Consider the following 26,286-nt stretch of genomic DNA (forward strand, 5'->3'; position numbering starts at 1 on the left):
ATTGTTACGCCGCAATCAGTTCAGGTAGGGGGACCAGGACGGTTCTCTGACTTCGCCTTGAGCGGTAGGAAGTGGGAGCCTCACACGGCCGTTAAGCGACACGAGCATCAAGACTCCCCGGCCCTGCTGGCGGGTGGCGTAGATTAGCATGGTGCCGTTGGGTGCAACAGTGGGAGACTCATCAAGACTGGTTTCGGAGAGAATCTTTACACTTCCGCGCTGCAAGTCCTGTGCCGCCACCTTGAAGTTGGTGAAACCGTCCTGACGATGGATCATCACCAGCGTTTTTTCATCTGCCGAGAGTTTCGGGTTGGCGTTGTAATTACCGACGAAGGTCACACGTTCGGCACCACCACCACTGACCGACGTTTTGTAGATCTGCGGCTTGCCGCCACGGTCGGAGGTGAAGTAGAGGGTGTTGCCATCTTTACCCCAGAATGGCTCGGTGTTGATGCCCGGGCCAGCAGTGACGCGGCTGATCTGACGCGAACCCATGTTCATCACGTAGATGTCGGGATTACCGTCCTTGGACAGCACGAACGCCAGGCGATTGCCATCCGGCGACCAGGCCGGCGCACCGTTGAGGCCTTCGAAGTTGGTGATCTGCTCACGACGACCGGTGTCGATGTTCTGCACGAAGATGCGCGGACGTCGCTGCTCGAACGAGACATAGGCGATGCGCTTGCCATCGGGTGCGAAACGTGGCGACAGGATCGGTTCGCGAGACTGCAGCAAGGTCACCGCACGCGCACCGTCATAGTCGGACCGCTGCAGGGTGTAGCGGGTGTTGTTGGTCGAGAAGCGCTCGGCGGTCACGTAGAGCATGCGTGTGGAGAACGCGCCCTTGATACCGGTGAGTTTCTCGAACGACTGGTCGGCGATGTAGTGCGCCATGTCACGCAACTGATCGATGCTGCCGCCGACGCTGCCGGTCAGCACCTGCTGCTCGGTGGCGACGTTGAACAGCGCGTAGCTCACCTGCAGGCGACCGCCTGAGGGCACCACGTTGCCAACCATCACATACTGCGCGCCCAGCGCCTTCCAGTCACGGAAGATGACTTCGCTGGCCTGGGTCGGCTGGCTGATCATGTTCTGCCGTGGAATAGGCGCGTAGTAACCCGAGTTACGCAGGTCGTTGCCAATGATGTCGGCCATGTCCTCGGGCAGCACGCTGCCGCCTTGCAGGCCGAATGGCACCACTGCGATAGGCGTTGCCCGGTCGCTACCGCTGGTGACCAGGATGTTTTTTTCCTCTGCCACCGCCATGCCTGCCACGCAGCAGAGCACGACCAGCAGTCCTCTCAGACGTTTAATCACAACGCAAGATCCTCAGGTGTAAATGTCATCTTGAACGAACGATACGGATTGAATTCGTTCGGCTTCAAGCCCTGCATTTCAGTCAATCGGCCGATGTTCTTCACCGCCGCTACCGCCGAGCTGTCGAACGGCCCGTCGCCACTGGACTTGGCCACACTCACGTTGGTGATGGTGCCGTCCGGGAGCATGTTGATCTGCAGCACGACCGTCATGCCTTTGCGAGCCGAAGGCGGCCTTGCCCAACCCTCGGCAGCGCGCATACGGATCAGGTCATCGAAATCACCCGCCACTTGGTCGCCCTGCTCGTCGGCCAGCGCCTGCTGTCGCTCGGTGGTGTCGGACAACAATTCGGCCAGCGCCTGCGCCTTCTTGTCCTCAGCCGCCTTGCGAGCCGCTTCCTGGGCCTTTTTCTTCTGCGCATCCGCAGCGGCCTTTTTCTTGGCCTCCTCGGCTGCTTTCTTTTTCGCGTCCTCGGCTGCCGCCGCTTTCTTCTTGGCGTCCTCGGCCGCTTTTTTCTTGGCGTCTTCAGCGGCTTTCTTCTTGGCCTCTTCGGCAGCCGCTTTCTTGGCCTCTTCCTCAGCCTGCTTCTTGGCTTCGTCCTCGGCCTTCTTCTTGGCGATGTCGGCCTGCTGTTTCTTGGCCTCTTCTGCCTTCTTCTGCTCGGCGGCTTTTTTCGCGTCGGCGGCCTTGGCAGCCTCTTCGGCTTTCTTGGCCTCAGCGGCCTCACGAGCTTCTTCGGCCTTTTGAGCAGCGTCGGCTTTCTTTTGTTCCGCCGCCTTCACCGCTTCCTGCTCGACCTTCTTCTGCTCCATCTGCTCGACTTCAGTCTGGCGCGAGGCGGTTTTCTTCGCCTCCCCGGCAATCTTCTGATTGGTCTGGGTGGTTGCCTGACTCTTGGACTTGAGCTGATAGAGCGTAGCCTGGACGATCGGTTTGGACGGCGGCAGCTCCGGCGTCATGGCAAAGCTGACGAACAGCAGGGCGAAGACCAGGACATGCAGGCCGATGGCCCAGACGCTGGGCCAGAAGTAGCTTTCCGAGGCGGATGGCTCTCGCTGTTGCATCAGGGCGCCTCGGTAATCAGGCCAACGTTACCGACACCGGCCTTCTGCAAACCGCCCATGGCGCCCATCACTGCGCCGTAGTCGACGGCCTTGTCACCGCGAATGAACACCTGGGTCTGCTTGCCCTGGTCACGACCAGCAGCGATGATCTTGGTCACCGCGCCGGTCATCTCTGGCAGTGTCATGGCCTTGGCCATCTGCTTGTCGGTATCGACTTCGCTGCCCAGGTTCCAGTAGTAGGTCTTGTCGGCCTTGATCGAGATGGTGAGGATCTGGACGTTGTTGTCCTGCGGCAAGGCTTCGCTGGAAACCTTGGGCAGGTCGACCTTCACGCCCTGGTTGAGCATGGGTGCAGTCACCATGAAGATGACCAGCAGCACCAGCATCACGTCGATGTAGGGCACCACGTTCATCTCGGCGACCGGCTTGCGTTTGTGGCGAACTCGGGCCATGGATGTCTACCTGATTACTCTTCGCTGGTGTGCACTTTGCGGTGCAGAATCGCCTGGAACTCGTCGGCGAACGTGTAATAGCGACCGATCAAGGTCTCGCTGCGCGCGGCGAAGCGGTTGTAGGCGATGACCGCAGGAATCGCGGCGAACAGGCCGATCGCAGTGGCGACCAGCGCCTCGGCGATACCCGGAGCCACAGTGGCCAGGGTCGCCTGCTGGGCGCTGGCCAGTCCGCGGAAGGAGTTCATGATGCCCCAGACGGTACCGAACAGACCGATGTACGGACTGGTGGAACCGACAGTCGCCAGGAACGGCAGGCTCTGCTCGAGCTTTTCTTCCTCGCGCGAGATGGCCACGCGCATGGCGCGCCCTACGCCTTCCATGACCGCATCAGGGTCGACCCCCGGCTGCTGACGCAGGCGCGAGAACTCCTTGAAACCGGCACGGAAAACCTGCTCCACACCGGAATCCGGATCAGGGTTGCTGCCTGCCTGACGATACAGTTTGGACAGGTCGATACCCGACCAGAAGCGCTCCTCGAAAGCGTCCAGCGCACGACGACCGGCGCGCAGCATGGTGCTGCGCTGGAAGATCATGATCCAAGAGGTCACCGAGGCTGCCACGAGAGTCAGCATCACCAGCTGAACCACCACACTGGCATTGGCGACCAGGCTCCACATGGAGGTATGGTCGACGACGTTTGCTTCCACGCTTATTCTCCTGCGTTCGATTGAGTACCCGAGCCGTGCGCGATGAACGCGTCGCGCAGTTCGACGGGAATGGCCCGGGGTTTGAAAGTGTCGGCGCGCACGGCGGCCACCAGGAACTGCCCTTCGCAGAGCAGCGTTTCATCCTTTTCCCGCCACACCTGCTGCACGAAGCGCAGGCTGGCGCGATTGAGTTCAAGCACTTGCGCAGTCACTCGAAGCGCATCGTCCAGTCGCGCAGGCGCATGATAGCGGGCCTCACTGGAGTGGACGACGAACAACAGGCCCTGCTCTGCCAGCTCAAACTGGGAAAACCCCAGATGGCGCAGGCACTCTGTGCGAGCACGCTCCATGAATTTCAGATAGTTGACGTAGTACACCACCCCACCCGCATCGGTATCTTCGTAATAAACCCGACAGCGATGTGCGAACGGCTCTGGCCGATTTTGCGCGCGCATACTCTAGTGCTTACTCCTCAGCTTGCCAATCCGCTCCGGCAACTGTTTTTTTGCCTGGAAATGGGATGATGTTCGCTCTGCCTCAAGGTGCTGGCGCTATGACCACGAAATGCCCGATTTGATCGATTACAGATCGTCAGGATCGGAAAATTCTCCTCCCTCGGCAAAGCGTCCAGGAATGTTCAGACCAAAATGCAGGTAGGCATGGCGGGTGACCACACGACCGCGTGGCGTGCGCATGATATAGCCCTGCTGAATCAGATAAGGCTCCAGCACATCCTCGATGGTATGGCGCTCCTCGCTGATGGCCGCAGCCAGGTTGTCGACGCCCACCGGACCGCCGTCGAACTTCTCGATCATGGTCAGCAGCAGGCGTCGGTCGGAGTGATCGAAACCGCGCTCGTCCACGTCCAGCAGGTTGAGCGCCATGTCAGCGATGTCTTTGCTGATCTGGCCTTTGCCGCGAACCTCGGCATAGTCACGTACACGGCGCAGTAGCCGATTGGCGATACGTGGCGTACCACGGGCACGACGGGCGATCTCGAAGGCGCCCTTGTCTTCGATGACCAGACCGAGAATGTGCGCGGAGCGGCTGACGATGGTTGCCAGGTCTTGATTGCTGTAGAACTCGAGGCGCTGGACGATACCGAAGCGATCGCGCAGTGGATTGGTGAGCATGCCAGCGCGCGTGGTGGCGCCGACAAGCGTGAAGGGCGGCAAGTCGAGCTTGATCGAGCGTGCCGCCGGCCCTTCACCGATCATGATGTCGAGCTGGAAATCCTCCATGGCGGGATAGAGCACTTCCTCGACCACCGGAGACAGGCGGTGGATTTCGTCGATGAACAACACATCGTGCGGTTCCAGGTTGGTCAGCATCGCCGCCAGGTCGCCAGGGCGCTCAAGGATGGGGCCGGATGTGCTCTTGACCGAAACGCCCATCTCATGGGCGATGATATTGGCCAGCGTGGTCTTGCCCAAGCCTGGCGGACCGAAGATGAGGGTATGGTCGAGCGATTCGTGGCGGCCGCGCGCGGCCTGGATGAACAACCCCATCTGCTCGCGCACGACTGGCTGGCCGATATAGTCGTCCAGGCTCAAAGGACGGATGGCGCGGTCCTGGACCTCTTCGCGATCCCGCCCGCTGGCGGCGATGAGACGGTCGGCTTCGATCACTTGACGATCATCCCCTTGAGGCTGTGACGGATGAGCTCTTCACTGCTCATGCTCGCCTTGTCCTTGATCGCCGACACCGCCTTGCTCGCTTCCTGCGGCTTGTATCCCAGCGAGATGAGCGCACTGACCGCATCGGCTTCGGCGCTGGAGGTGCTGGCCACCGGCAGCGGTCCATCGGACACCAGGGTGAACATGGCAGGGGACGATTCCCAGGCCTTGAAGCGGTCCTTGAGTTCCACCAGCAGGCGCTCGGCGGTCTTCTTGCCAACACCGGGCACACGCACCAGGGCAGAGGCGTCCTGAGCCTGCACGCAGCGCACCAGCTCATCCACCTCCAGGCCCGACATCAGTGCCAGCGCCAATTTCGGACCGACACCATTGAGCCGGATCAGCTCGCGGAACAGCTCGCGCTCGCGTTTTTCGAAGAAGCCATAGAGCAGGTGAGCGTCCTCGCGAACCACCAGATGGGTATGCAAGGTCACCGTTTCACCGACCTTGGGCAGGCGGTACAGCGTCGTCATCGGCACCTCCAGCTCGTAGCCCAGGCCATTGACATCGATAATCAGGTGCGGCGGCTGTTTCTCCGCCAGGGTGCCACGCAAACGTCCAATCACGTTCCGATCCTTTCTCTAGACTGCCCGGCCAGTGACCGGTCAACCCTATCAGCAAATACGGCGGGTGAACGCGCCACCCGGACAAAATGTGTATCAGCGCATGAAGTGGTTACAGGCGCAAGCGGCCTGCGCGTCGACGCGCAGTCGTCAGGCCGTGCGGCACCAGACTGGAGCGTGTATGGGCGTGGCACAGGGCGATCGCCAGCGCATCGGAGGCATCGATCTGAGGTTTCTGAGTCAGCTTGAGCAGGTGCATCACCATCAGCATCACCTGCTCCTTGTTGGCCCCGCCGCTTCCGGCCACCGACTGCTTGACCTGACTGGCGGTGTATTCGGCGATCTCGAGTCCCGCCTCGGCGGCAGCGACGATGGCGGCACCACGGGCCTGGCCCAGTTTAAGCGCCGAGTCGGCGTTGCGCGCCATGAACACCCGCTCGATGCCCATGGTGACGGGACCGTGCAAGCGGATGACCTCGCTGACACCGCGAAAGACGATCTGCAGCCGTTCATGCAGCTCACCACCGCCGGTGCGGATACATCCCGAAGCCACGTACTCGCAGCCACGCGGCGTATGGCGTACAACGCCGTACCCGGTGATGCGCGAACCGGGGTCGATACCTAAAATCAGCGTCATAAGGCCTGCAGTTGTCAACACGTTGCGTCGGCTGCTTCGCTGCGGCGACTTGCCCGCGAAGCAGCCCTGAAGGCCAAGGAAACCTTAGCCGAGTTTGTCCATGATCTCGTCGCTGATCTGCGCGTTGGAATAGACGTTCTGGACATCGTCCAAGTCCTCGAGCATATCGATCAACTTGAGCACCTTCTGTGCAGCGTCTTCATCCAGCTCCGCACTGGTGGTCGGCTGCATGACGATTTCCGCGTCCGCAGCCTTGAAGCCGGCCTCCTCCAAGGCGCTCCGCACGGCGTAGAAAGCGCCGAAGGAGGTGAAGACATCGAAGGAGCCGTCGTCATTGCCGACCACATCATCGGCATCGGCCTCCATGGCCGCTTCCATCAAAGCGTCTTCCTCGACACCCGGCGCGAAGCTGATCTGGCCTTTGCGCTCGAACAGGTAGGCCACCGACCCATCGGTGCCCAGGTTACCGCCGCACTTGGCGAACGCGTGGCGCACGGCGGCAGCGGTGCGGTTGCGGTTGTCGGTCATGGCCTCGACCATGATTGCCACGCCACCCGGACCATAGCCTTCGTAGCTGAGCTCTTCGACGTTGTCGCTTTCGTTGGTGCCGGCGCCCCGCGCCACTGCGCGATCGATGATGTCGCGACTCATGTTGGCACCCAGGGCCTTGTCCAGCGCCAGACGCAAACGCGGGTTGGAGGCCGGATCGCCGCCGCCCTGCTTGGCCGCGACGGTCAGTTCGCGGATCCACTTGGTGAAGATCTTGCCTCTCTTGGCATCCTGGCGTTCTTTGCGGTGCTTGATGTTCGCCCACTTGGAATGACCGGCCATAACGACTCCAAATTCTTGAAACAAAAACAGGTTCCGCCCCGAAGGGCGGAACGCGAAGAATCCTGCGCGACAGCGCGAGGCGCCCCGCTCACGGGGCGCACAGATCGATCACTCGACCTTGGTCTGCTCGCGCAGGCGGATGTGCAACTCACGCAGCGCCTTGGCATCGACCTGGCCTGGAGCCTGGGTCATCACATCGGCGGCGCTCTGGGTTTTCGGGAAGGCGATCACTTCTCGGATCGACTGAGCGCCGGTCATCAGCATGACCAGGCGATCCAGACCGAAGGCCAGACCACCATGGGGCGGCGCACCGAACTTCAGGGCATCGAGCAGGAAGCCGAATTTCTCTTCCTGCTCCGCGGCCTCGATACCCAACAGGCGGAACACGGCCTGCTGCATTTCCTTGCGGTGGATACGGATCGAACCACCGCCCAGCTCGGTGCCGTTGAGCACCATGTCGTAAGCGCGCGACAGGGCACCGGCCGGATTGGCTTCGAGCTCTTCAGGGGTGCACTTGGGCGCGGTGAACGGGTGGTGAAGTGCGCTGAAGCTACCGTCATCGTTCTCTTCGAACATCGGGAAGTCGACGACCCACATTGGCGCCCACTCGCAGGTCAGCAGATCGAAATCGTGACCCAGACGGATGCGCAGCGCGCCCAAGGCTTCACTGACGACCTTGAACTTGTCGGCACCGAAGAACACGATATCGCCATCGACCGCGCCGACGCGATCGAGGATCACCTCGAGGTTGGCCTCAGGAATGTTCTTGACGATGGGCGACTGCAGACCTTCGACACCCTTGGCACGTTCATTGACCTTGATGTACGCCAGGCCCTTGGCACCATAGATGCCGACGAACTTGGTGTACTCATCGATCTTGCTGCGCGGCATGGCAGCGCCGCCCGGTACGCGCAGGGCGGTGACGCGGCATTTTGGATCGTTGGCAGGACCGGCGAAGACCTTGAAGTCGACATCCTTCAACTGGTCGGCGACATCCACCAGTTCCAGCGGGTTACGCAGGTCAGGCTTGTCGGAGCCGTAACGGCGCATGGCTTCTTCGAAGGTCATGTGCGGGAAGTCGCCGAACTCCAGATCCAGCACTTCCTTGAACAGCTTGCGGATCATGCCCTCGGTCAGGCCCATGATCTCGGACTCGTCGAGGAAGCTGGTCTCGATGTCGATCTGGGTAAACTCTGGCTGGCGGTCAGCGCGCAGGTCTTCGTCGCGGAAGCACTTGGCAATCTGGTAGTAACGGTCGAAACCCGCCACCATCAGCAACTGCTTGAACAGCTGGGGCGACTGCGGCAGTGCGAAGAAGCTGCCGGGGTGGGTGCGGCTGGGCACCAGATAGTCGCGGGCGCCTTCTGGCGTGGCGCGAGTCAGGATCGGCGTTTCGACGTCCAGGAAGCCGTTTTCGTCGAGGAAGCGGCGGATGCTGCTGGTGATGCGTGAACGCAGACGCAGCTTGTCGGCCATTTCCGGACGGCGCAGGTCAATGAAGCGGTACCGCAGGCGGGTTTCCTCGCCGACATCGGAATACTCGTTCAGCGGGAACGGCGGCGTTTCGGCTTCGTTGAGCACGTTCAACTGATAGCCCAGCACTTCGATGGCGCCGGAGGCCATGTTCGCATTCACTGCGCCGTCAGGACGCTTGCGCACCTTGCCGGTGATCTGCACCACGTACTCGCTGCGCACGCGGTCGGCGGCGGCGAAGGTGTCGGCGCGATCCGGATCGAACACGACCTGGGCCATGCCTTCGCGATCACGGATATCGAGGAAGATCACCCCGCCGTGGTCGCGACGACGGTGGACCCAGCCGCAAAGGGTGACTTCCTGGCCGTCCAGGCTCTCGTTCAGTTGGCCGCAATAATGGCTGCGCATCATGATCGTGGTTTCGCTTCTCGTGATTCGTGTAATCGGTGGCGGTCTTGCATGCCCTAAAGGCTAATAGTGCAAGACCCTGTCGCTGCAATTCAACTCAGTCGGCCTTGTCGCCGGCCAGGTTCTTTTTCGCGCCGGTCTTGAAGTCGGTTTCATACCAGCCACTGCCGCTCAGGCGGAAGCCGGGAACCGAGAGCAATTTCTTCAAGGCGGGTGCCTGGCAGGCGGGACACTTGGTCAACGGCGCTGCGCTGATCTTCTGCAACGCCTCCAGGCGATGGTCGCAAGACGCGCATTGATAGTCATAAAGGGGCATGGAGGTCTCTCGTCAACCACAACGCAGGCTGCCATGGCAGCAAAAAGCGCGATTATATATGGTTGTGCCGTACAGCGCAGCCCGCCCTGCGATCAGTGCGTCTGAGGCGGATCCAGCAGCCATGCGACGCAGATCACCCGGATCAACCCACTGAAGTTGCGCACACCGCCTTGGCGCAGATGCACTTCGCGGTCGACATAGGACAGCACGGCGCTGACCGAGCAACCGTTGGCCTGAGCGATACCCTCGAGAATTCGCCAGTAGACGGCCTCCAGACGCAGGCAGGTGGCGAAACCATTGAGCCTGACCGAACGCGAAACCGGCACGACCAGCATCATGTTGAAGTCTGCCCTGAAAGGGTCCTTGCAATCCTTGCTCGGCCAACCACCATTTCTGCTCCCCTGCCCCATAGATGCGCCCCTCGTCGCTGATCGATCACCCCTGGAGCAACAGCGCCAGGATGGCGCAATGAAGCGCCGTTGAGGCGTTGCAGAGCAGCAGCAAGCGTTTCCCACCAACGAAAAGGCCCGGAGCCCACACGCGACCCCGGGCCATCTGGCGCACAATCACACCGGCAGTACAGCGTTACTGACCGTCAAGCAGCACCCGCAGCATCCAGGCAGTTTTCTCATGGACCTGCATGCGCTGGGTGAGCAGATCGGCGGTAGGCTCATCGCTGACCTTGTCCACCACCGGGAAGATGCTACGCGCAGTGCGCACTACAGCTTCCTGCCCCTGCACCAACTGACGGATCATTTCGTCGGCGGGCGGCACCCCGGCCTCCTCTTCGATCGAAGAATGACGGGCATAGAACGCGTAGGAACCCGGTGCCGGAAAGCCCAGCGCACGAATACGCTCGGCAATCGAGTCGACGGCCAGAGCCAGTTCGTTGTACTGCTCCTCGAACATCAGGTGCAGCGTACGAAATGAAGGCCCAGTGACGTTCCAATGGAAGTTGTGGGTCTTCAGATACAGCACATAGGTGTCCGACAACAGGCGCGACAGCCCTTCGACAATGGACTTACGGTCTTCTTCACTGATACCGATATCAATAGCCATGAATCTCCCCTTTCCATAAGGCTTGACGATCAAGCAGACCAAACGACTGTACCAACACGCGTAGGACGCTTCCCATGAAACGATTCAATCGACCCGTTTACGGTAGCCGGTTTGAGAAGCCCATGGCTTTACTGTTAAATAGGCATCGTGCCACCCGTGCGGACCGTTATTGCCGGGTGCATAGGCTGACTGTCACGTGATCGCGCCCTCAGCTTTCGCGCACCGTGCCATCAGCTCTTCCTGTGATCGGCCTTATCCACCATGTGAGCCCACCTAATGTTCAAGATCGTCCATCTGGTGACGGGCGTCGCGGCTTTGCTGCTCTCGCTCATACCCAGCCTCAGAACCGACGCTGCACCTCTACTGCAACAGCCTGACGCCCTTTACCTGGCCCTGCTTGGGCTACTCAACCTGGTATTGGCGCCCGTAGTACCGCTTTACTACCGCACCATGCGTCAACGGGTACAGAATCTGGCCAGCGCTTTGCTAGTGGCCGCGGTCATCCTTCAGACCATTACCCTGCTTGCCCGCCCCGAACTCGGCAGCCTGTGGGCGTTGCTCTGCGCAGCCCTGGCGGTGCTTCTGCACCTGTTCGCCGGTTTCGCCCGCGGCCCGCGCCTCGCACGCAGCAACCCTGCCGACGCGGCGCAGACCAGCAAGCGCGATACCGGAACCGTGAAGTGGTTCAACACCTCGAAAGGTTTCGGATTCATCTCGCGTGATAGCGGCGATGACATCTTCGTGCACTTTCGCGCCATCCGTGGCGAAGGCCACCGCGTCCTGGTCGAAGGCCAGCGCGTGGAGTTCTCAGTGATGCATCGCGACAAAGGCCTGCAGGCCGAAGACGTGGTCGCGGTGTCACGCCGCTGACCCCAGCCGCCTCCGCCGCCCTCAGTAATGAGGCGGTGGAGGCTCATCCTCTCCGGCTTCGTACTGGCCAACCATTTCCTCATAGCGCTTGAGCAGTTCAGCCATCTGCAATTGCAGGCGCTCGATCACTCGACTCTGTCCCGCCAATTCATCGTTGAGCGCCTGAATAGTGTCGTCCTGAAAAGCTTGGCGCGTTTCCAGCTCTATGACGCGTGACTCCAGCGACATTTTCAAATCTCCACGAAACCATCGAGCGCCAGCGCCTTGATGCGTTGACGCAGGGCGTCCACCTGACCTGGCGCATAATCGCGCGCAGCCACCTTCCCCCACACTGGCGCGGGCCATGCTGGATCCGTGCGGTGGCGGACGACGACGTGCATGTGCAACTGGCTCACCACATTGCCCAGCGTGGCGACGTTCATCTTGTCAGCCGCAAACTCGACCTTCAGTGCCTCGGCCAACGCCGTCACCTCGGTCCACAATTGCTGGCGATCAACTTCGTTCAGCTCGAATAGCTCGCAAACATCGGGGCGCCGGGGCACGAGAATGAACCAGGGATAATTGGCATCCCGACTGACCAACAGACGGCACAACGGCAACTCCCCCAGCACCAGTGAATCTTGCTGTAGACGCGTATCCAGAACAAACACCACAAACCTCCCCATTCGTCACGATCCGGCTCGGGCGCCGAAAAAGCGCAAGCATACCTTGACGACGGCGTCCCAGGCAGGCCATGCGCCCCCATGATGAAGCCGCTGGAACCCACTGCACCGTAAGCGGTAACACTGCGCTACTTTTCGCACCAAAATGAGGCGAAGAAAACAGCCATCCAACAGCGACGCAGCACAAACTACTCAGCATGAACAGTCGACGGTAACACCTTGACCTGAAAGCCAGCATTCAAACGCAGCCAGCACTCAACGCACGGCATACCATCAGACACTCGACACCCCATGTTTCCGGGCGATCTGAGGTGCCCACACGCCATTTGTGAAAATTTCATCAACGGGAACAGTTTTTGTGCATGCTTGTTGCATTCAGCAAAAGCCAGGTCGACAGGTCATCCGCGCAGACAGCACAGGCGCGGTAAATGACAACAGCGGCAGGATTTGCCACGAGACTTGCTTCCCTGCCATTACGGCTGCGTTACGAGGAACAAGCAGCGCCGAGTTTGTATAACCCTGATCAAGGGGGCGTGATTTGCGACATGGAAATAACTGTCAGCGACACGACCATAAACTTACCGAAAGGTTCCGTTTTTGGTGTCGCCAAGATTACCCAGCGTGATATACATTTTTCGCGGACATAAAAAGAAAGCGCTGCCCCGTATAACCAAAAACAGTTGGGCGTAGCGGTACTCTTCCTAAACCAAAGGAGCAAATCACGATGCGCGTGATGAAGTGGAGCATGATCGCCCTGGCTGTTGCAGCAGGGACTTCGCAGATGGCTGTCGCCTCTTCGCAGGACGAGTCCAAGGGCTTCGTCGAAGACAGCAAGCTGAACGTCAAGATGCGAAACCTGTATTTCAGCCGTGACTACCGAAACGCCGAAACCGCAGCCAATCGCACCAACCGTGTTCGTCATGACCAGCGCGAATGGGGCCAGGGCTTCATCGGTACCTTTGAATCGGGCTTTACCCAGGGCACCATCGGCGTGGGTGTCGACGCCATCGGCCTGCTGGGCCTCAAGCTCGACAGCGGTCGCGGCTATTCGGGCACCGGCCTGTTCCCTACTGGCTCGGACCGTCGCTCCCAGGACGATTACTCCAAGGGTGGAGCCGCAGTCAAATTCCGCATCTCCGACACCGTGCTGAAAGTCGGCCAGCAATTCACCGCACTGCCTGTCTTCGCCACCGACGACAGCCGCCTGCTGCCGGAAACCGCTGAAGGCGCGTTGATCACCAGCAACGAAATCAAAGGGCTGACCCTGCACGCCGGTCGCTTCACCGCACTGAATGCCCAGGCCGAAACCAATCACGACAGCCTGAACCTGAAGTCGGCCAATGTCCTGGGCGGTACTTACCTCATCACCGACGGCCTGAGCACCAGCCTCTACTACTCTAAGGTCGAGGACTACTGGCGCAAATACTATGGCAACGTGAACTGGGCGGTGCCGCTCTCCGACAAACAGAGCCTGACGTTCGACTTCAACATCTACGACACCAAGAGCGTTGGCAGCGCCGAGTACAAAGCCTACGATGGTGACAAGCTGGACAACCGTGCTTTCAGCCTCTCGGCCGCCTACAATCTCGGCGCGCACACCTTCACAGTGGCTTACCAGAAAGTCACCGGCGACGGCGACTATGGTTACGGCGTCGATGGCGGCGGTACCGTGTTCCTCGCCAACTCCGTGGCCCGATCCGACTTCAACGCTGAAGGTGAAAAATCCTGGCAGGCGCGCTATGACCTGAACTTCGCCGAATTCGGCGTGCCCGGCCTGAGCTTCATGACCCGGTACGTGCGCGGGACCGGCGCCAACGTTGCTTCTCCAAACGACCCCACTGTTTCTATAAGCAACGGCAAAGAGTGGGAACGTGACATCGACGTGAAGTACGTCCTGCAGGAAGGCCCTGCCAAGGATCTGAGCTTCCGCGTCCGCCAGGCCACCTACCGCTCCAGCGACCGCGTCTACTACGGTTCGGGCTCGCTCGACGAACTGCGCCTGATCGTCGAATACCCGCTAAGCATCCTGTAAGCCCCGGCTTGCATCGTTGCGCCACGAAGAAGCCCGGCATTCGCCGGGCTTTTTCATGGCTGACAAAGGCAGGCGCCCTGCGGCATCCTGTACGCCTTCCTCTGACGCCCGTACAATGCGGGGTCTTTTCAAATACTCAGGCAATCGACACGGCTTCCCATGCGCACCAGTCAATATTTGCTCGCCACCCAGAAAGAAACTCCGGCAGACGCCGTCGTCATCAGCCACCAGCTCATGCTGCGCGCCGGCATGATCCGCAAGCTGGCCTCCGGCCTGTACACCTGGCTGCCGATGGGCCTGCGGGTAATGCGCAAGGTCGAGCAGGTCGTGCGCGAAGAAATGAACGCTGCCGGCGCCCTCGAAGTGCTCATGCCCAGCATCCAGCCCGCTGAACTGTGGCAGGAGTCAGGGCGCTGGGAGCAGTACGGCCCTGAGCTGCTGCGGGTGAAGGACCGTCATGACCGTGAGTTCTGCGTGGGCCCGACCCACGAGGAAGTGATCACCGACCTGGCGCGCAACGAGCTGTCCAGCTACAAGCAATTGCCACTGAACATGTATCAGATCCAGACCAAGTTCCGCGACGAAATCCGTCCGCGCTTCGGGCTGATGCGTGGCCGCGAGTTCATCATGAAGGACGCCTACTCCTTCCATGCCGACCAGGCTTCGCTGCAGGAAACCTACGACCGCATGCACCAGGCCTACACCAACGTCTTCACCCGCCTGGGCCTGGACTTCCGGCCCGTGCAAGCCGACACCGGCTCCATTGGCGGTAGCTACTCCCACGAATTCCATGTCCTGGCCTCTTCCGGCGAGGACGATGTGATCTTCAGCGACAGCTCCGACTACGCTGCCAACATCGAGAAAGCCGAAGCGATTCCGCGCGAAACCGTGCGCCCGGCGCCCACCGAAGAACTGCGCCTGGTCGATACGCCCAACGCCAAGACCATCGCCCAATTGGTGGAGAGCTTCGGCCTGCCGATCGAGAAGACCGTCAAGACCTTGATCGTGCGCGGCAGCGAGGAAGGCAAGCTGGTTGCCCTCGTGGTACGTGGTGATCATGAGCTCAACGAAATCAAGGCCGCCAAGCTCGAACAGGTCGCCGACCCACTGGTCATGGCCAGCGACGCGGAATTGCGCGACGCCATCGGCGCCGGCGCCGGCTCGCTGGGCCCGCTGAACCTGCCACTGGAATGCGTCATCGACCGCTCGGTCGCGTTGATGAGCGACTTCGGCATCGGCGCCAACATCGACGATAAACACTACTTTGGCGTGAACTGGGAGCGCGATCTGCCGGTGCCACAGGTGGCCGACCTGCGTAATGTGGTCGAAGGCGACCCGAGCCCGGATGGCCAAGGCACGCTGGTGATCAAGCGCGGTATCGAGGTGGGGCACATCTTCCAGCTCGGCACCAAGTACAGCGAAGCGCTGAAGTGCCAGGTACTGGGCGAAAACGGCAAGCCCGTAGTGCTTTCCATGGGCTGCTATGGCATCGGTGTCTCTCGCGTGGTTGCTGCGGCCATCGAGCAGAGCCACGACGACAAGGGCATCATCTGGAATGACGCCCTGGCGCCGTTCCAGATCGCCCTGGTACCCCTGCGCTACGAAACCGACGCCGTACGCGAAGCCACCGACAAACTGTATGCCGAGCTGACGGCGGCCGGCTTCGAGGTGCTGTTGGACGACCGCGACAAGAAGACCAGCCCCGGCATCAAGTTCGCCGACATGGAACTGATCGGCATCCCACATCGCATCGTCGTCAGCGACCGAGGCTTGGCCGACGGCAACCTGGAGTACAAGCACCGTACCGAGCAGGACGCACAACCGCTGCCACTGAACGAAGTGCTGACCTTCCTGCAGGCCCGCATCCGCCGCTGACCCATACTGCACGAGTGACCATGTCCAAGCGAAGTACCTTTACCCTGGGGGGCGCCGCACTCTGCGGCGCCCTGTTCCTCAGCGGCTGCGCCAACCAGATGTCCCAGCGCAGCGAACACGAGGAGCGTGTCGAGCGCAAACTGCTCGAACACAGTCTGCAGATCGATGTCGGCGAGCCCAAGGTCATGGAGCTGCCGCAACGACGCGTGCGCGTCAACGAGCAGCGGCGCTTCGAAGTCACCGAGTTCGAGGTCACTCGCCGCTACGACCGCTACACGCCCTACCAACCCTGGCGGGAGATCTACGAGATTCCGCTGGGCGCGGTGGCCGTGGTGGCCGGCATCGGTGCCAATGTGGTCAACGTGCTCACCTTCGATAGCTTGCCCGAAAGCGTCACCCACGATTGGCTGAGCTATGGCCTTGCTGGGCTCAATCCGTTCATGAACGTGCAGTCCAACGGGCGCGCCCAGCAGAACCTGGCGGGCATCAGCGAAGTGCAGAAGGACCAACGCGAGGAATTCACTCGCCTGCCATGGAACGAGCGTCTGGTCGAGGTCAAGGCCGGCAGCAAAACCCATGAACTGACCACTGACAAGAATGGCGTACTGCGCCTGAACCTGCTCGACAGCCCGTTCGCCGAGCAGAACCTCAATCGTGTCGGCACGCTGCACCTGGCGGTCGTCGACGAGGACAGCGGTATTCGCGGCGACGCCAGCCTGCTGGTGAGCGCCGGCCTGCGCAGCAAGCTGGTGGAGGCGCGCGAGCTGATCTTCGACGATCTCGAGGACGATGACGTGGGTCAGTGGGTACACCGGGTCAAGCGCCTTTCGGAGCTGGGCCTGGAAGAGGAAGCCAGCGAGCTGGAGCAGAGTCTGATCGAACTGACCCGTAACGATCCGGAGCTGCAGCAGGAATTCCTCAAGACCCTGACCAAGGAAACGGGCCGACTGGTTGCCGATCCAGGCGAGCGATAGCCGCCAGCACCCTGAAAGGGCCGCAATGCGGCCCTTCCTTTATAGCGTGGAAAATAACTCCAGCTGCTCATGGGCTCCGCGCAAGTCACGAAGCCGCACCCCGACCCCTAGCAATCTCACCGGCTTGCCGCCGCGAGCGAACGCCTGACTGAGCATTTGCCGGTAGCTCTCCAGATCCCTGCCCGCCCCTGCCTGCTCCAAGGTGGTCTGACTGAAATCATGGAACTTGACCTTGACGAAGGGCTTGTCCGGCCGGTAGCTCGCGTCCATCCGCGCGATCCGCTGATTCAAGGTCTCGAGCAGGTCTGGCAATTTCTCCAGACAACTGCCCAGATCCGGCAGGTCATTATCGTAGGTGTTCTCCACGCTGACGGACTGACGCCGGCTGTCGGTCTGCACGGCACGCTCGTCGATTCCATGGGCCAGCCCCCACAGCCGTTCGCCGAAGCTGCCGAATTCGCGCACCAGGCTCAGACGTGACCACGCGCGCAACGCCTGGCACGTATCGATGCCAAGCCGCGACAACTTGTCGGCAGTGACCTTGCCGACGCCATGCAAGCGGGCAACTGGCAACTCGGCGACGAACGCTTCGACCTGCTCCGGCCTGATCACGAACAGCCCGTTGGGCTTGCGCCAGTCGCTGGCGATCTTGGCGAGGAACTTGTTGGGCGCCACTCCGGCAGACACGGTGATGTGCAGGGTTTTCGCGACACGCCGGCGGATATCTTCGGCAATGCGCGTGGCGCTGCCGGAAAACCACTGGCTGTCGGTGACATCCAGATACGCCTCATCGAGCGACAAGGGCTCGATCTGGTCGGTGTAGTCGCGAAAGATCGTGTGAATCTCCCTGGAGGCTTCACGATAGGCCTCGAAGCGCGGCTTGACGATCAACAAGTCGGGGCACAGCTTCACGGCGTGCCCTGAGGACATTGCCGAACGTACCCCGTAGGCCCGCGCCTCATAATTGCAGGTGGCGATCACCCCGCGCTGACCCGGCTGCCCGCCCACGGCCATGGGCCGACCTGCCAGACGCGGGTCGTCACGCATCTCGATGGCCGCATAAAAGCAGTCGCAATCGATGTGGATGATCTTGCGCAGAGACATGGATGACAGTTACCACTGTAAATTCATACAGATATTACAGCATGGCTTCCATGTGCCGTCAGCCCCCGACATGCACTGTCAAACGCATCCGTGCGCACCTAGCGACACCGCTGAAACAGCATTGCCCAAGAGGCAACATCGGGCGATGCTCACCCGCACAACGCTAAGAGATTGAACAAAAAAGGTTTTTTTGAAATAAAGCTTGACTCCCTCAAGGATCTGCGTAGAATTCGTTTCCACAGGCGCGGGATGGAGCAGCCTGGTAGCTCGTCGGGCTCATAACCCGAAGGTCGTCGGTTCAAATCCGGCTCCCGCAACCAGATTCGAGAGAAGGCCACTGTTCACACAGTGGCCTTTTTCTTTGCCCTGGAAAAATATTCCTTAAAATCAAAGATTAACGCTTGACACCCCAGCTACATTGCGTAGAATGCGCACCACTGACGCGGGATGGAGCAGCCTGGTAGCTCGTCGGGCTCATAACCCGAAGGTCGTCGGTTCAAATCCGGCTCCCGCAACCATATTCGTCAGAACAGGCCCCGCCTATCCCAGGATAGTGCGGGGCTTGTTGCGTTCGGCGTTTAAAAAATTTCGCCTGCGCACGCTGTAGCCGTCTGCCACCTCAATGAACTAACTTTAACTAACCTGAAACGGATAAAGCTGCTCCACCCGGAGTACTATCTGGACACGTTTTCCAAAGGGACTTTCACTTGGCCGCACGTCTCCTCTGCCTCGCGCCCGTTGTCCGAGGTATCTCATGACTTCCAGCTCTCCCGATTCCCAGGCCCCCATCACCGCCGCGCTGCCCACTGCCGCACAGCGCCTGCCGTGGCTGGAGCGACTGAGCAAATATCGCCAACCTATAGGGCTGGCAATCACGCTGCTGCTGTTCGCCATGGCCTTGATCGCCTGCCGCCACCTGCTCAGCGAGCTGGACATCTATGCGCTGCACGACGCCATGCTCAGCGTGCCGCGCGAGGCATTGCTCGGTGCGTTCGTCGCCACAGCGGCAGGTTTCGTCATTCTGCTGGGCTACGAGTGGTCGGCGGCCCGCTATGCGGGCGTCAAGCTGCCGCCCAGGATCATGGTGCTGGGCGGCTTCAGCGCGTTCGCCATCGGCAACGCCATCGGCCTGTCCATGCTGTCAGGTGGGTCGGTGCGCTATCGGCTTTACGCAAGGCAGGGCATCGGCGCTGCCGAAGTGGCGCGGATGACCGTTTTCGCCAGCTTGTCGTTGGGTTGTGCTCTGCCACCCTTGGCTGCGCTGGCAACGCTGAGCGATCTGCAATCGGCCTCTACTGCGCTGCGGCTGTCGCCACTTCTGCTAGGCAGTATTGCCACTGCGGTGCTGCTGGCGAGCGCGATCCTCGCCATCGGCCTGTATCGTCGCCGTGCCGAAGAGCAGCCGCTGGCCGACAACCTGCTGGTCAAGCTGGGCCGTCGCACGCTGCGCCTGCCCAGCGCGCGCCTGACCGGCCTGCAACTGCTGATCACCGCACTAGACGTGGCCGCGGCTGCCACGGTGCTCTACCTGCTGCTGCCCGAGGCGCCCCCCTTCGGCGCGTTCGTCCTGGTGTACCTGTTGGCCCTGGCGGCCGGGGTACTCAGTCACGTTCCTGGCGGTGTCGGCGTGTTCGAAGCCATCCTGCTGGCAGCCTTCGCCAATCAGTTGGGTGCTGCGCCCTTGGCTGCCGCGCTGCTGCTGTATCGGCTGATCTACGTGGTACTGCCGCTGCTGGTCGCCTGCGTGCTGTTGCTGGTCAACGAGGCCCGTCGCCTGCTGTTCACGCAGCAAGCGATCAAGGCCGCCTCGGGGCTGGCCGCTCCGGTACTGGCCATCCTGGTCTTTCTCTCCGGAGTGGTGCTGCTGTTCTCCGGCGTGACCCCTGAGATCGACAGCCGCCTGGAGCACATGGGCTTTCTCATTCCGCATCGACTGATCGACGCTTCGCACTTCGGTGCCAGCCTGATCGGCGTACTGTGCCTGCTGCTGGCCCAGGGGCTGCGGCGACGCCTGTCGGCAGCCTGGCTGCTGACTACCATCCTGCTGCTGGCCGGCGCCTTGCTTTCGCTGCTCAAGGGCTTCGACTGGGAAGAGGCGTCGATGATGATCTTCACCACCGCCCTCCTTGCGCTGTTCCGCCGCTCGTTCTACCGACCCAGCCGCCTGCTCGAACTGCCCTTCTCGCCCATTTACCTGGTGGCCAGTGCCTGCGTGGTCGGCGCCTCGGTCTGGCTGCTGCTGTTCGCCTACCAAGACGTGCCTTACAGCCACAGGCTCTGGTGGCAGTTCACCCTCGACGCCGATGCCCCGCGTGGCCTGCGCGCCGCGCTGGGCAGTGCGGTACTGCTGGTGATCGTCGCGCTGACCTGGCTGTTGCGCACTGCGCGTCCGGTTATCCACCTGCCCACTGAAGAAGAACTGCAGCGCGCCAACCGCGTCCTGCTGGCCTCCGACCAGCCCGACGGTGGTCTGGCGCTGACCGGCGACAAAGCGCTGCTATTCCACCCCAACGACAATGCGTTCCTCATGTATGCCCGTCGCGGCCGCAGCCTGGTCGCGCTGTACGATCCGATCGGTCCGGCCCAGGAGCGCGCCGAGATGATCTGGCAGTTCCGCGACCTGTGCGACCTGCACCATGCTCGCCCCGTGTTCTACCAGGTCCGCGCCGAGAACCTGCCGTTCTACATGGACATCGGCCTGACCGCGATCAAGCTCGGCGAGGAGGCGCGGGTCGACCTGCGCCGCTTCGACCTGGAAGCCAAGGGCAAGGAGATGAAGGACCTGCGCTACACCTGGAACCGAGGCGGACGCGACGGCCTCACCCTGGAAGTCCACGAGCCGGGCCTGGCACCTCTCGAGGAACTGCGGGAAATCTCCAATGCCTGGCTGGCCGGCAAGAACGTACGCGAAAAAGGCTTCTCCCTCGGCCGCTTCAGCCCGGAGTACCTCCAGCACTTCCGTATCGCCCTGATCCGCTTCCAAGGCCGCCCGGTGGCGTTCGCCAACCTGCTGGAAACCCACAGCAACGAGTTGGCCAGCCTGGACCTGATGCGCGCCCATCCTGAAGCGCCGAAGCTGACCATGGAATTCATGATGCTCGGCCTGATCCTGCATTACAAAAGCCACGACTACGCCCGCTTCAGCCTGGGCATGGTGCCGCTGTCTGGTCTGCAACCACGCCGCGGCGCCCCCCTGACCCAACGCCTGGGCTCGATGGTGTTCCAGCGCGGCGAGCAGTTGTACAACTTCCAGGGGCTACGGCGCTTCAAGGACAAGTTCCAGCCGGACTGGGAACCTCGTTACATGGCAGTGCCTGCCGGGCTTGATCCCCTGGTCGCACTGGCCGATACCGCCGCCCTGATTGCTGGCGGCCTGACTGGATTGGTGAAACGCTGATGATCCGACGTTACTGGCTGTACCTGCTGATCCCCGTGCTGCTGGCCGCATTGGCCGGCGGCGTGGCCTTCTGGATGTGGACTCGCCCTGCGCCCGAAGCCCGAATCGAACACCTCACGCTGGACGATGGCAGCAACCTGACCCGGGTCACGCCCGGCGTGCGTGCCAAGAGCCTGGTGGCCGTCGGCGTGCCGCACGATCAGGCACTGACCGACAAGCAACTGCTCGACCTCAGCCAAGCCGGCGAAGCGCAGCTGGTGCAGGTGATCCTGCCGACTGGCGACTGCGGCAAACAGCAAGTGGCGCTGGACCAGGCCATGGCCAAGCTGTCCGGGAAACCGACCCTCGTCGCCGGCATCGGTCCAGGCGCCTCCCAAGCGTGGCGCTGGCTCGCCGCGCAACGCGACGACAAGGCGCGCGCCATCTCGGTGGACTTCAATCTCGAACAGCCTGGCTGCCAGGTGGCGATGCCCAAGACGGCTGCGCACGGTCACTGGAACGTGGCCTGGAACGACAATCCGGATGACGCCAGCGCCGCCTTCGTGCGTGATCAGCCCAATGCCGAGACCAGCATCAGCGACTACGACATTCACTTGCCGCAAGTGCTCAAGGCCCAACTGACGCAGGTCTTGGTAGGCCGCGACGGCAATGCACTGGCCATTCCCGTGGTCGAGGTGCCGGCCGGACAAACCACGGACACCGTCACCCTGTTCCTCTCCGGCGACGGCGGCTGGCGCGACCTGGACCGCGATGTCGCCGGCGAGATGGCCAAGCTGGGCTATCCGGTGGTTGGTATCGATACGCTGCGTTACTACTGGCAGCACAAAACCCCTGAGCAGAGCGCCGCCGACCTGTCGGAACTGATGCAGCACTACCGCCAGAAATGGGGCACCAAGCGCTTCGTGCTGACCGGCTACTCGTTCGGTGCCGACGTGTTGCCGGCCATCTACAATCGCCTGCCTGAAGCCGATCAAAAACGTATCGACGCCGTCATCCTGCTGGCCTTTGCCCGCAGCGGCAGCTTCGAGATCGAAGTCGAAGGCTGGCTCGGCAAGGAAGGTCAGGAGGCGCCGACCGGCCCGGACATGGCCAAGTTGCCGGCCGCCAAGGTGGTGTGCATCTACGGCGAGGAAGAGACCGACGAAAGCGGCTGCACCGACAAGACCGCGGTGGGCGAGCGTCTGAAACTGCCAGGCGGCCACCATTTCGACGAGAACTACCCGGCGTTGGCCAAACGCCTGATCGGTGAGATCGAGACCCGCCAGGGCAAATCGAACGTCGCCGAGCAGTAACATCACAAGGGCCGCATCGCGGCCCTTGTGGTTTCAGTCAGATCTCGACCTGGGTGCCCAGCTCGATCACCCGGTTCAGCGGCAGGTTGAAGAAGCGCAGATTGCCGTTGGCATTCTTCAGCAAGAAGGCGAACAGGTTGCTGCGCCAGCGCGACATGCCTACCAGACGTGAGGCGATCACCGTCTCGCGGCTGAGGAAGTAGGTGGTACGCATGGGGCTGAAATCCAGCGCATCGAGATGGCACAGGCGCAGCGCTGCCGGCACGTCCGGCTCATCCATGAAACCGAAATGCAGCAGCACCCGGAAGAAGCCGTCGCCATAGGCTTCCACCTCGAAGCGCTCGGCCTCCGGCACCCGTGGACGGTCCTCGCTAACCACCGTCAACAGCACCACCTGGCTGTGCAGCACCTGGTTGTGCAGCATGTTGTGCAACAGCGCGTGGGGCACAGCGTCCGCCCGCGCAGTCAGGAACACTGCGGTGCCTTCGACCCGGTGCGGTGGCTGGACACGGATACTGCCGATGAACACGGGCAACGGCAGCGCGCCCTCGTCGATGCGCTCCACCAGGATCTGCTTGCCACGCTTCCAGGTACTCATCAACACGAACAGCACGATCCCCGCCAACACCGGGAAGGCACCGCCCTGGACGATCTTTGGCACGTTGGCAGCGAAGAACAGCCCGTCTACCAGCAGGAAGCCCACCAACAAGGGGACGGCCAGCAGCGGCGGCCACTTCCACAGCAGCAGCATCACCGCAGCGACCAGGATGGTGGTCATCAGCATGGTGCCCGTCACCGCGACGCCGTAGGCCGCAGCCAAGGCGCCAGACGACTCGAACCCGATGACCAGCAACACCACGCCCACCATCAGCGTCCAATTCACCGCGCCGATATAAATCTGGCCCTGCTCATCGCTGGAGGTGTGCTGGATCTGCATGCGCGGCACATAACCGAGCTGGATGGCTTGGCGAGTCAGGGAGAAGGCCCCGGAAATCACCGCCTGCGAAGCGATCACCGTGGCCAGGGTGGACAGCGCCACCAGCGGCAGCAAGGCCCAGTTCGGGGCCAGCAGGTAGAAGGGGTTGCGCGCCGCTTCCGGGTTCTGCAACAGCATCGCACCCTGGCCGAAATAGTTGAGCACCAGTGCCGGCAGCACCAGGGCGAACCAGGCCCGGGCAATGGGCTTGCGGCCGAAATGGCCCATGTCGGCGTAGAGGGCTTCGGCGCCGGTCAGTGCCAGCACCACGGCCCCAAGAATGGCCACGCCCATGCCCGGATGGACGATGAAGAAGTTCAGCGCCCATCCCGGATTGAACGCCTTGAGTACCTCAGGGCTCTGCTGGATGCCGTGCACGCCGAGCACCGCGAGCACCAGGAACCACACCACCATGATCGGTCCGAATGCCTTGCCGATCTTCTCGGTACCGTGCTTCTGCACCAAGAACAACGCCACCAGCACCACCAGCGAGATCGGCACCACCCAATGGTCGATACCCTCGAATGCCAGCCCCATACCTTCAACCGCCGACAGCACGGAAACCGCCGGCGTGATCATGCTGTCGCCATAGAACAGCGAAGCGCCGACCAGCCCGCAGCCGACCATCAGCATGCGCAAGCGCGGATATTCGGCCGTGGCGCGTCGCGCCAGCGCGGTGAGTGCCATGGTGCCGCCCTCGCCCTGGTTATCCGCGCGCAGGATGAACATGACGTACTTGAACGACACGACCCACAGCAGCGACCAGAGAATCAGCGACAAAATGCCCAGCACCCCGTCATGGTCGACCTGTACGCCGTAACCACCGGTGAAGACTTCCTTGAGCGTATACAACGGGCTGGTGCCGATATCGCCATAGACCACCCCCACAGCTGCCACCAGCAGGCCCAACGGCCGTGCCGCCCCGTGCCCGCCCTCGGCGTGACTGCTTGCCTGAACCATCGACCACTCCCGCAGACGGCCCCACCGGGCCGATAGTATTCGCACCGGACGCACTGCGCAGACTTCAAAGCACAGCCTGAGACGTCCGAACCGCCGTCGTGCTCCAGCCATTGGCGACAGCCAGAGTCGACGGCGCGAAGCATAGCGCAGCGCTCGTCGCTTTTGTGCTGGTCAAGCGACCCCGTGCTCGCTAGAATTGCGCACTTTTTGATCAGAGGCGCTGAAAACGCCCGCCTGGATCGCTCCGCCAACGGCCGGGGCGACCTGTTTCAATACCGAGGTTAGCCATGTCCACCACTCCCGCCACGCCGAAGGTCGGCTTCGTCTCCCTGGGTTGCCCGAAAGCCCTGGTCGACTCCGAGCGCATCCTCACCCAACTGCGCATGGAAGGCTACGAAGTCGTGCCGACCTACGAAGACGCCGACGTGGTGGTGGTCAATACCTGCGGCTTCATCGACAGCGCCAAGGCCGAATCGCTGGAAGTGATCGGCGAAGCAATCAAGGAGAACGGCAAGGTCATCGTCACCGGCTGCATGGGCGTCGAGGAAGGCACTATCCGCGACGTGCACCCCAGTGTGCTGTCGGTCACCGGCCCTCAGCAGTACGAGCAGGTGGTCAACGCCGTTCACGAAGTGGTCCCGCCGCGCCAGGACCACAACCCGCTGATCGACCTGGTACCGCCTCAGGGCGTCAAGCTGACCCCGCGCCACTACGCGTACCTGAAGATTTCCGAAGGCTGCAACCACAGCTGCAGTTTCTGCATCATTCCCTCGATGCGCGGCAAACTGGTCAGCCGCCCGGTCGGTGAAGTGCTGAGTGAAGCCGAGCGGCTGGTCAAGGCGGGCGTCAAGGAGATCCTGGTGATCTCCCAGGACACCAGCGCCTACGGCGTGGACGTCAAGTACAAGACCGACTTCTGGAACGGCCGTCCGGTGAAGACGCGCATGCTCGAACTGTGCGAAGCCTTGAGCAGCCTGGGTGCCTGGGTGCGCCTGCACTACGTGTACCCCTACCCCAATGTCGACGACGTGATCCCGATGATGGCCGCCGGCAAGATCCTGCCGTACCTGGACATCCCCTTCCAGCACGCCAGCCCGAAAGTGCTCAAGGCCATGAAGCGCCCGGCCTTCGAGGACCGCACCTTGGCGCGCATCAAGCAGTGGCGTGAGCAGTGCCCGGAACTGGTCATCCGCTCGACCTTCATCGTCGGTTTCCCCGGCGAAACCGAGGAAGACTTCCAGTACCTGCTCGACTGGCTCACCGAAGCCCAGCTCGACCGCGTCGGCTGCTTCCAGTATTCGCCGGTCGAAGGCGCCCCGGCCAATGATCTGGGCCTCGAAGAGGTGCCGGACGACGTCAAGCAGGATCGCTGGGACCGCTTCATGGCTCACCAGCAAGCCATCAGCAGCGCACGCCTGCAACTGCGTATCGGCAAGGAAATCGAGGTGTTGATCGATGAAGTCGAGGAGCAGGGTTCGGTCGGCCGCAGCTTCTTCGATGCGCCGGAGATCGACGGCAGCGTGTTCATCGACGGCGATCACGGCTTCAAGCCCGGCGACAAGGTGCGCTGCCGCATCGTCGATGCCGACGAGTACGACATGTGGGCCGAACCCATCTGAGCGACATCCCCGGTGGCGG

23 protein-coding genes, 2 tRNA genes and 1 pseudogene are annotated in these 26,286 nt (G+C 61.8%); 9 read left to right on the forward strand and 17 right to left on the reverse strand.

Features of this window, described 5'->3' with window-relative positions:
* Nucleotides 1–15: 15 nt before the first annotated feature.
* From tolB to Q6A47_RS06225, 13 genes are all read right to left on the reverse strand, one after another.
* Nucleotides 16–1,266, reverse strand: a complete 1,251-nt coding sequence (tolB, locus tag Q6A47_RS06165) for a Tol-Pal system beta propeller repeat protein TolB (protein WP_304483777.1) — start codon at nt 1,264–1,266, stop codon at nt 16–18.
* 47 nt (nt 1,267–1,313) lie between these two features.
* Nucleotides 1,314–2,384: a cell envelope integrity protein TolA gene (gene tolA, locus Q6A47_RS06170; RefSeq protein ID WP_029611893.1), complete on the reverse strand. Its 1,071-nt coding sequence runs from the start codon at nt 2,382–2,384 to the stop codon at nt 1,314–1,316.
* On the reverse strand, nt 2,381–2,833 hold the full coding sequence (tolR, locus tag Q6A47_RS06175; RefSeq protein WP_029611894.1) for a protein TolR: 453 nt from the start codon (nt 2,831–2,833) through the stop codon (nt 2,381–2,383). The genes tolA and tolR overlap by 4 nt, the downstream gene beginning before the upstream one ends.
* A gap of 14 nt (nt 2,834–2,847) precedes the next feature.
* On the reverse strand, nt 2,848–3,543 hold the full coding sequence (gene tolQ, locus Q6A47_RS06180; RefSeq protein ID WP_039579479.1) for a protein TolQ: 696 nt from the start codon (nt 3,541–3,543) through the stop codon (nt 2,848–2,850).
* Nucleotides 3,544–3,545: 2 nt separating this feature from the next.
* Entirely contained in the window at nt 3,546–3,998 is a 453-nt protein-coding gene (ybgC, locus tag Q6A47_RS06185; RefSeq protein WP_029611895.1) for a tol-pal system-associated acyl-CoA thioesterase, read from the reverse strand.
* A 126-nt stretch (nt 3,999–4,124) separates the two neighbouring features.
* Nucleotides 4,125–5,171: a Holliday junction branch migration DNA helicase RuvB gene (gene ruvB, locus Q6A47_RS06190; protein ID WP_029611896.1), complete on the reverse strand. Its 1,047-nt coding sequence runs from the start codon at nt 5,169–5,171 to the stop codon at nt 4,125–4,127.
* Nucleotides 5,168–5,785, reverse strand: a complete 618-nt coding sequence (gene ruvA / locus Q6A47_RS06195; protein WP_029611897.1) for a Holliday junction branch migration protein RuvA — start codon at nt 5,783–5,785, stop codon at nt 5,168–5,170. Before ruvA ends, ruvB begins: the two co-directional genes overlap by 4 nt.
* A 109-nt stretch (nt 5,786–5,894) precedes the next feature.
* Complete coding sequence (gene ruvC, locus Q6A47_RS06200) at nt 5,895–6,419, reverse strand: crossover junction endodeoxyribonuclease RuvC (RefSeq protein ID WP_029611898.1); 525 nt, start codon at nt 6,417–6,419, stop codon at nt 5,895–5,897.
* An 84-nt stretch (nt 6,420–6,503) separates the two neighbouring features.
* Nucleotides 6,504–7,250: a YebC/PmpR family DNA-binding transcriptional regulator gene (locus Q6A47_RS06205; RefSeq protein ID WP_039579483.1), complete on the reverse strand. Its 747-nt coding sequence runs from the start codon at nt 7,248–7,250 to the stop codon at nt 6,504–6,506.
* Nucleotides 7,251–7,358: 108 nt separating this feature from the next.
* Nucleotides 7,359–9,134, reverse strand: a complete 1,776-nt coding sequence (gene aspS / locus Q6A47_RS06210; protein WP_039579485.1) for an aspartate--tRNA ligase — start codon at nt 9,132–9,134, stop codon at nt 7,359–7,361.
* A 94-nt stretch (nt 9,135–9,228) separates the two neighbouring features.
* A complete protein-coding gene (locus tag Q6A47_RS06215) occupies nt 9,229–9,447 on the reverse strand; it encodes an FmdB family zinc ribbon protein (RefSeq protein ID WP_304483577.1) in 219 nt (72 codons plus the stop codon).
* 92 nt (nt 9,448–9,539) lie between these two features.
* Nucleotides 9,540–9,857: a ribbon-helix-helix domain-containing protein gene (locus tag Q6A47_RS06220; RefSeq protein ID WP_304483578.1), complete on the reverse strand. Its 318-nt coding sequence runs from the start codon at nt 9,855–9,857 to the stop codon at nt 9,540–9,542.
* A gap of 175 nt (nt 9,858–10,032) precedes the next feature.
* Nucleotides 10,033–10,506: a Dps family protein gene (locus Q6A47_RS06225; RefSeq protein WP_029611902.1), complete on the reverse strand. Its 474-nt coding sequence runs from the start codon at nt 10,504–10,506 to the stop codon at nt 10,033–10,035.
* A 276-nt stretch (nt 10,507–10,782) separates the two neighbouring features.
* Between Q6A47_RS06225 and Q6A47_RS06230 the strand changes: the two genes are divergently transcribed.
* A complete protein-coding gene (locus tag Q6A47_RS06230) occupies nt 10,783–11,376 on the forward strand; it encodes a cold shock domain-containing protein (protein ID WP_304483580.1) in 594 nt (197 codons plus the stop codon).
* A 21-nt stretch (nt 11,377–11,397) separates the two neighbouring features.
* Here the strand turns inward: Q6A47_RS06230 and Q6A47_RS06235 are convergent, their stop codons facing one another.
* Together Q6A47_RS06235 and Q6A47_RS06240 are read right to left on the reverse strand one after the other, a co-directional pair.
* Nucleotides 11,398–11,604: a SlyX family protein gene (locus Q6A47_RS06235; protein ID WP_029611904.1), complete on the reverse strand. Its 207-nt coding sequence runs from the start codon at nt 11,602–11,604 to the stop codon at nt 11,398–11,400.
* 2 nt (nt 11,605–11,606) lie between these two features.
* Nucleotides 11,607–12,026, reverse strand: coding sequence for an HIT domain-containing protein (locus tag Q6A47_RS06240; RefSeq protein ID WP_304483582.1), 420 nt, complete (start codon nt 12,024–12,026; stop codon nt 11,607–11,609).
* 736 nt (nt 12,027–12,762) lie between these two features.
* Here Q6A47_RS06240 and Q6A47_RS06245 point away from each other — a divergent pair.
* The 3 genes from Q6A47_RS06245 to Q6A47_RS06255 all read left to right on the forward strand — a co-directional run bounded on the left by Q6A47_RS06245 (nt 12,763) and on the right by Q6A47_RS06255 (nt 16,919).
* Nucleotides 12,763–14,070, forward strand: a complete 1,308-nt coding sequence (locus Q6A47_RS06245; RefSeq protein ID WP_304483584.1) for an OprD family porin — start codon at nt 12,763–12,765, stop codon at nt 14,068–14,070.
* A gap of 159 nt (nt 14,071–14,229) precedes the next feature.
* Nucleotides 14,230–15,945 (forward strand): proline--tRNA ligase, encoded by a 1,716-nt coding sequence (locus tag Q6A47_RS06250; RefSeq protein WP_116888785.1) that lies wholly within the window; start codon nt 14,230–14,232, stop codon nt 15,943–15,945.
* A 20-nt stretch (nt 15,946–15,965) separates the two neighbouring features.
* On the forward strand, nt 15,966–16,919 hold the full coding sequence (locus tag Q6A47_RS06255) for a hypothetical protein (protein ID WP_029611906.1): 954 nt from the start codon (nt 15,966–15,968) through the stop codon (nt 16,917–16,919).
* Between the two features lie 39 nt (nt 16,920–16,958).
* Here Q6A47_RS06255 and dinB read toward each other — a convergent pair whose 3' ends face one another.
* Nucleotides 16,959–18,017, reverse strand: coding sequence for a DNA polymerase IV (gene dinB / locus Q6A47_RS06260; protein ID WP_304483779.1), 1,059 nt, complete (start codon nt 18,015–18,017; stop codon nt 16,959–16,961).
* Nucleotides 18,018–18,266: 249 nt separating this feature from the next.
* On the opposite strand from dinB, the gene Q6A47_RS06265 reads away from it, so the two are divergent.
* From Q6A47_RS06265 to Q6A47_RS06280, 4 genes and pseudogenes are all read left to right on the forward strand, one after another.
* Nucleotides 18,267–18,343: transfer RNA gene (locus Q6A47_RS06265), tRNA-Met, on the forward strand.
* A gap of 121 nt (nt 18,344–18,464) precedes the next feature.
* Nucleotides 18,465–18,541 (forward strand) — tRNA-Met (locus tag Q6A47_RS06270).
* Between the two features lie 255 nt (nt 18,542–18,796).
* Nucleotides 18,797–21,420 (forward strand): annotated as a pseudogene (mprF, locus tag Q6A47_RS06275) (bifunctional lysylphosphatidylglycerol flippase/synthetase MprF).
* On the forward strand, nt 21,420–22,712 hold the full coding sequence (locus Q6A47_RS06280) for a virulence factor family protein (protein ID WP_304483588.1): 1,293 nt from the start codon (nt 21,420–21,422) through the stop codon (nt 22,710–22,712). Before mprF ends, Q6A47_RS06280 begins: the two are co-directional and overlap by 1 nt.
* 37 nt (nt 22,713–22,749) lie before the next feature.
* Here Q6A47_RS06280 and Q6A47_RS06285 read toward each other — a convergent pair whose 3' ends face one another.
* The gene (locus tag Q6A47_RS06285; protein WP_304483590.1) at nt 22,750–24,648 is read right to left on the reverse strand and encodes a potassium transporter Kup; all 1,899 of its coding nucleotides are present in this window, start codon (nt 24,646–24,648) and stop codon (nt 22,750–22,752) included.
* A gap of 287 nt (nt 24,649–24,935) precedes the next feature.
* Here Q6A47_RS06285 and rimO point away from each other — a divergent pair, with 287 nt between their 5' ends.
* Nucleotides 24,936–26,267 carry a 30S ribosomal protein S12 methylthiotransferase RimO gene (gene rimO / locus Q6A47_RS06290; RefSeq protein WP_304483592.1) on the forward strand — a complete coding sequence of 444 codons (1,332 nt, stop codon included), beginning with the start codon at nt 24,936–24,938 and terminating at the stop codon, nt 26,265–26,267.
* Nucleotides 26,268–26,286: the final 19 nt, after the last annotated feature.

It is taken from the genome of Pseudomonas boreofloridensis (assembly GCF_030580795.1).
Lineage (GTDB): Bacteria > Pseudomonadota > Gammaproteobacteria > Pseudomonadales > Pseudomonadaceae > Aquipseudomonas > Aquipseudomonas boreofloridensis.

Bases quoted from the DNA above. Each gene is read 5' to 3' on its own strand.
- tolB (WP_304483777.1), bottom strand. From the start codon at position 1,266: ATGGCGGTGGCAGAGGAAAAAAACATCCTGGTCACCAGCGGTAGCGAC.
- tolR (WP_029611894.1), bottom strand. From the start codon at position 2,833: ATGGCCCGAGTTCGCCACAAACGCAAGCCGGTCGCCGAGATGAACGTG.
- ybgC (WP_029611895.1), bottom strand. From the start codon at position 3,998: ATGCGCGCGCAAAATCGGCCAGAGCCGTTCGCACATCGCTGTCGGGTT.
- ruvC (WP_029611898.1), bottom strand. From the start codon at position 6,419: ATGACGCTGATTTTAGGTATCGACCCCGGTTCGCGCATCACCGGGTAC.
- Q6A47_RS06205 (WP_039579483.1), bottom strand. From the start codon at position 7,250: ATGGCCGGTCATTCCAAGTGGGCGAACATCAAGCACCGCAAAGAACGC.
- aspS (WP_039579485.1), bottom strand. From the start codon at position 9,134: ATGATGCGCAGCCATTATTGCGGCCAACTGAACGAGAGCCTGGACGGC.
- Q6A47_RS06215 (WP_304483577.1), bottom strand. From the start codon at position 9,447: ATGCCCCTTTATGACTATCAATGCGCGTCTTGCGACCATCGCCTGGAG.
- Q6A47_RS06220 (WP_304483578.1), bottom strand. From the start codon at position 9,857: ATGGGGCAGGGGAGCAGAAATGGTGGTTGGCCGAGCAAGGATTGCAAG.
- Q6A47_RS06225 (WP_029611902.1), bottom strand. From the start codon at position 10,506: ATGGCTATTGATATCGGTATCAGTGAAGAAGACCGTAAGTCCATTGTC.
- Q6A47_RS06230 (WP_304483580.1), top strand. From the start codon at position 10,783: ATGTTCAAGATCGTCCATCTGGTGACGGGCGTCGCGGCTTTGCTGCTC.
- Q6A47_RS06235 (WP_029611904.1), bottom strand. From the start codon at position 11,604: ATGTCGCTGGAGTCACGCGTCATAGAGCTGGAAACGCGCCAAGCTTTT.
- Q6A47_RS06245 (WP_304483584.1), top strand. From the start codon at position 12,763: ATGCGCGTGATGAAGTGGAGCATGATCGCCCTGGCTGTTGCAGCAGGG.
- Q6A47_RS06250 (WP_116888785.1), top strand. From the start codon at position 14,230: ATGCGCACCAGTCAATATTTGCTCGCCACCCAGAAAGAAACTCCGGCA.
- Q6A47_RS06255 (WP_029611906.1), top strand. From the start codon at position 15,966: ATGTCCAAGCGAAGTACCTTTACCCTGGGGGGCGCCGCACTCTGCGGC.
- Q6A47_RS06280 (WP_304483588.1), top strand. From the start codon at position 21,420: ATGATCCGACGTTACTGGCTGTACCTGCTGATCCCCGTGCTGCTGGCC.
- Q6A47_RS06285 (WP_304483590.1), bottom strand. From the start codon at position 24,648: ATGGTTCAGGCAAGCAGTCACGCCGAGGGCGGGCACGGGGCGGCACGG.
- rimO (WP_304483592.1), top strand. From the start codon at position 24,936: ATGTCCACCACTCCCGCCACGCCGAAGGTCGGCTTCGTCTCCCTGGGT.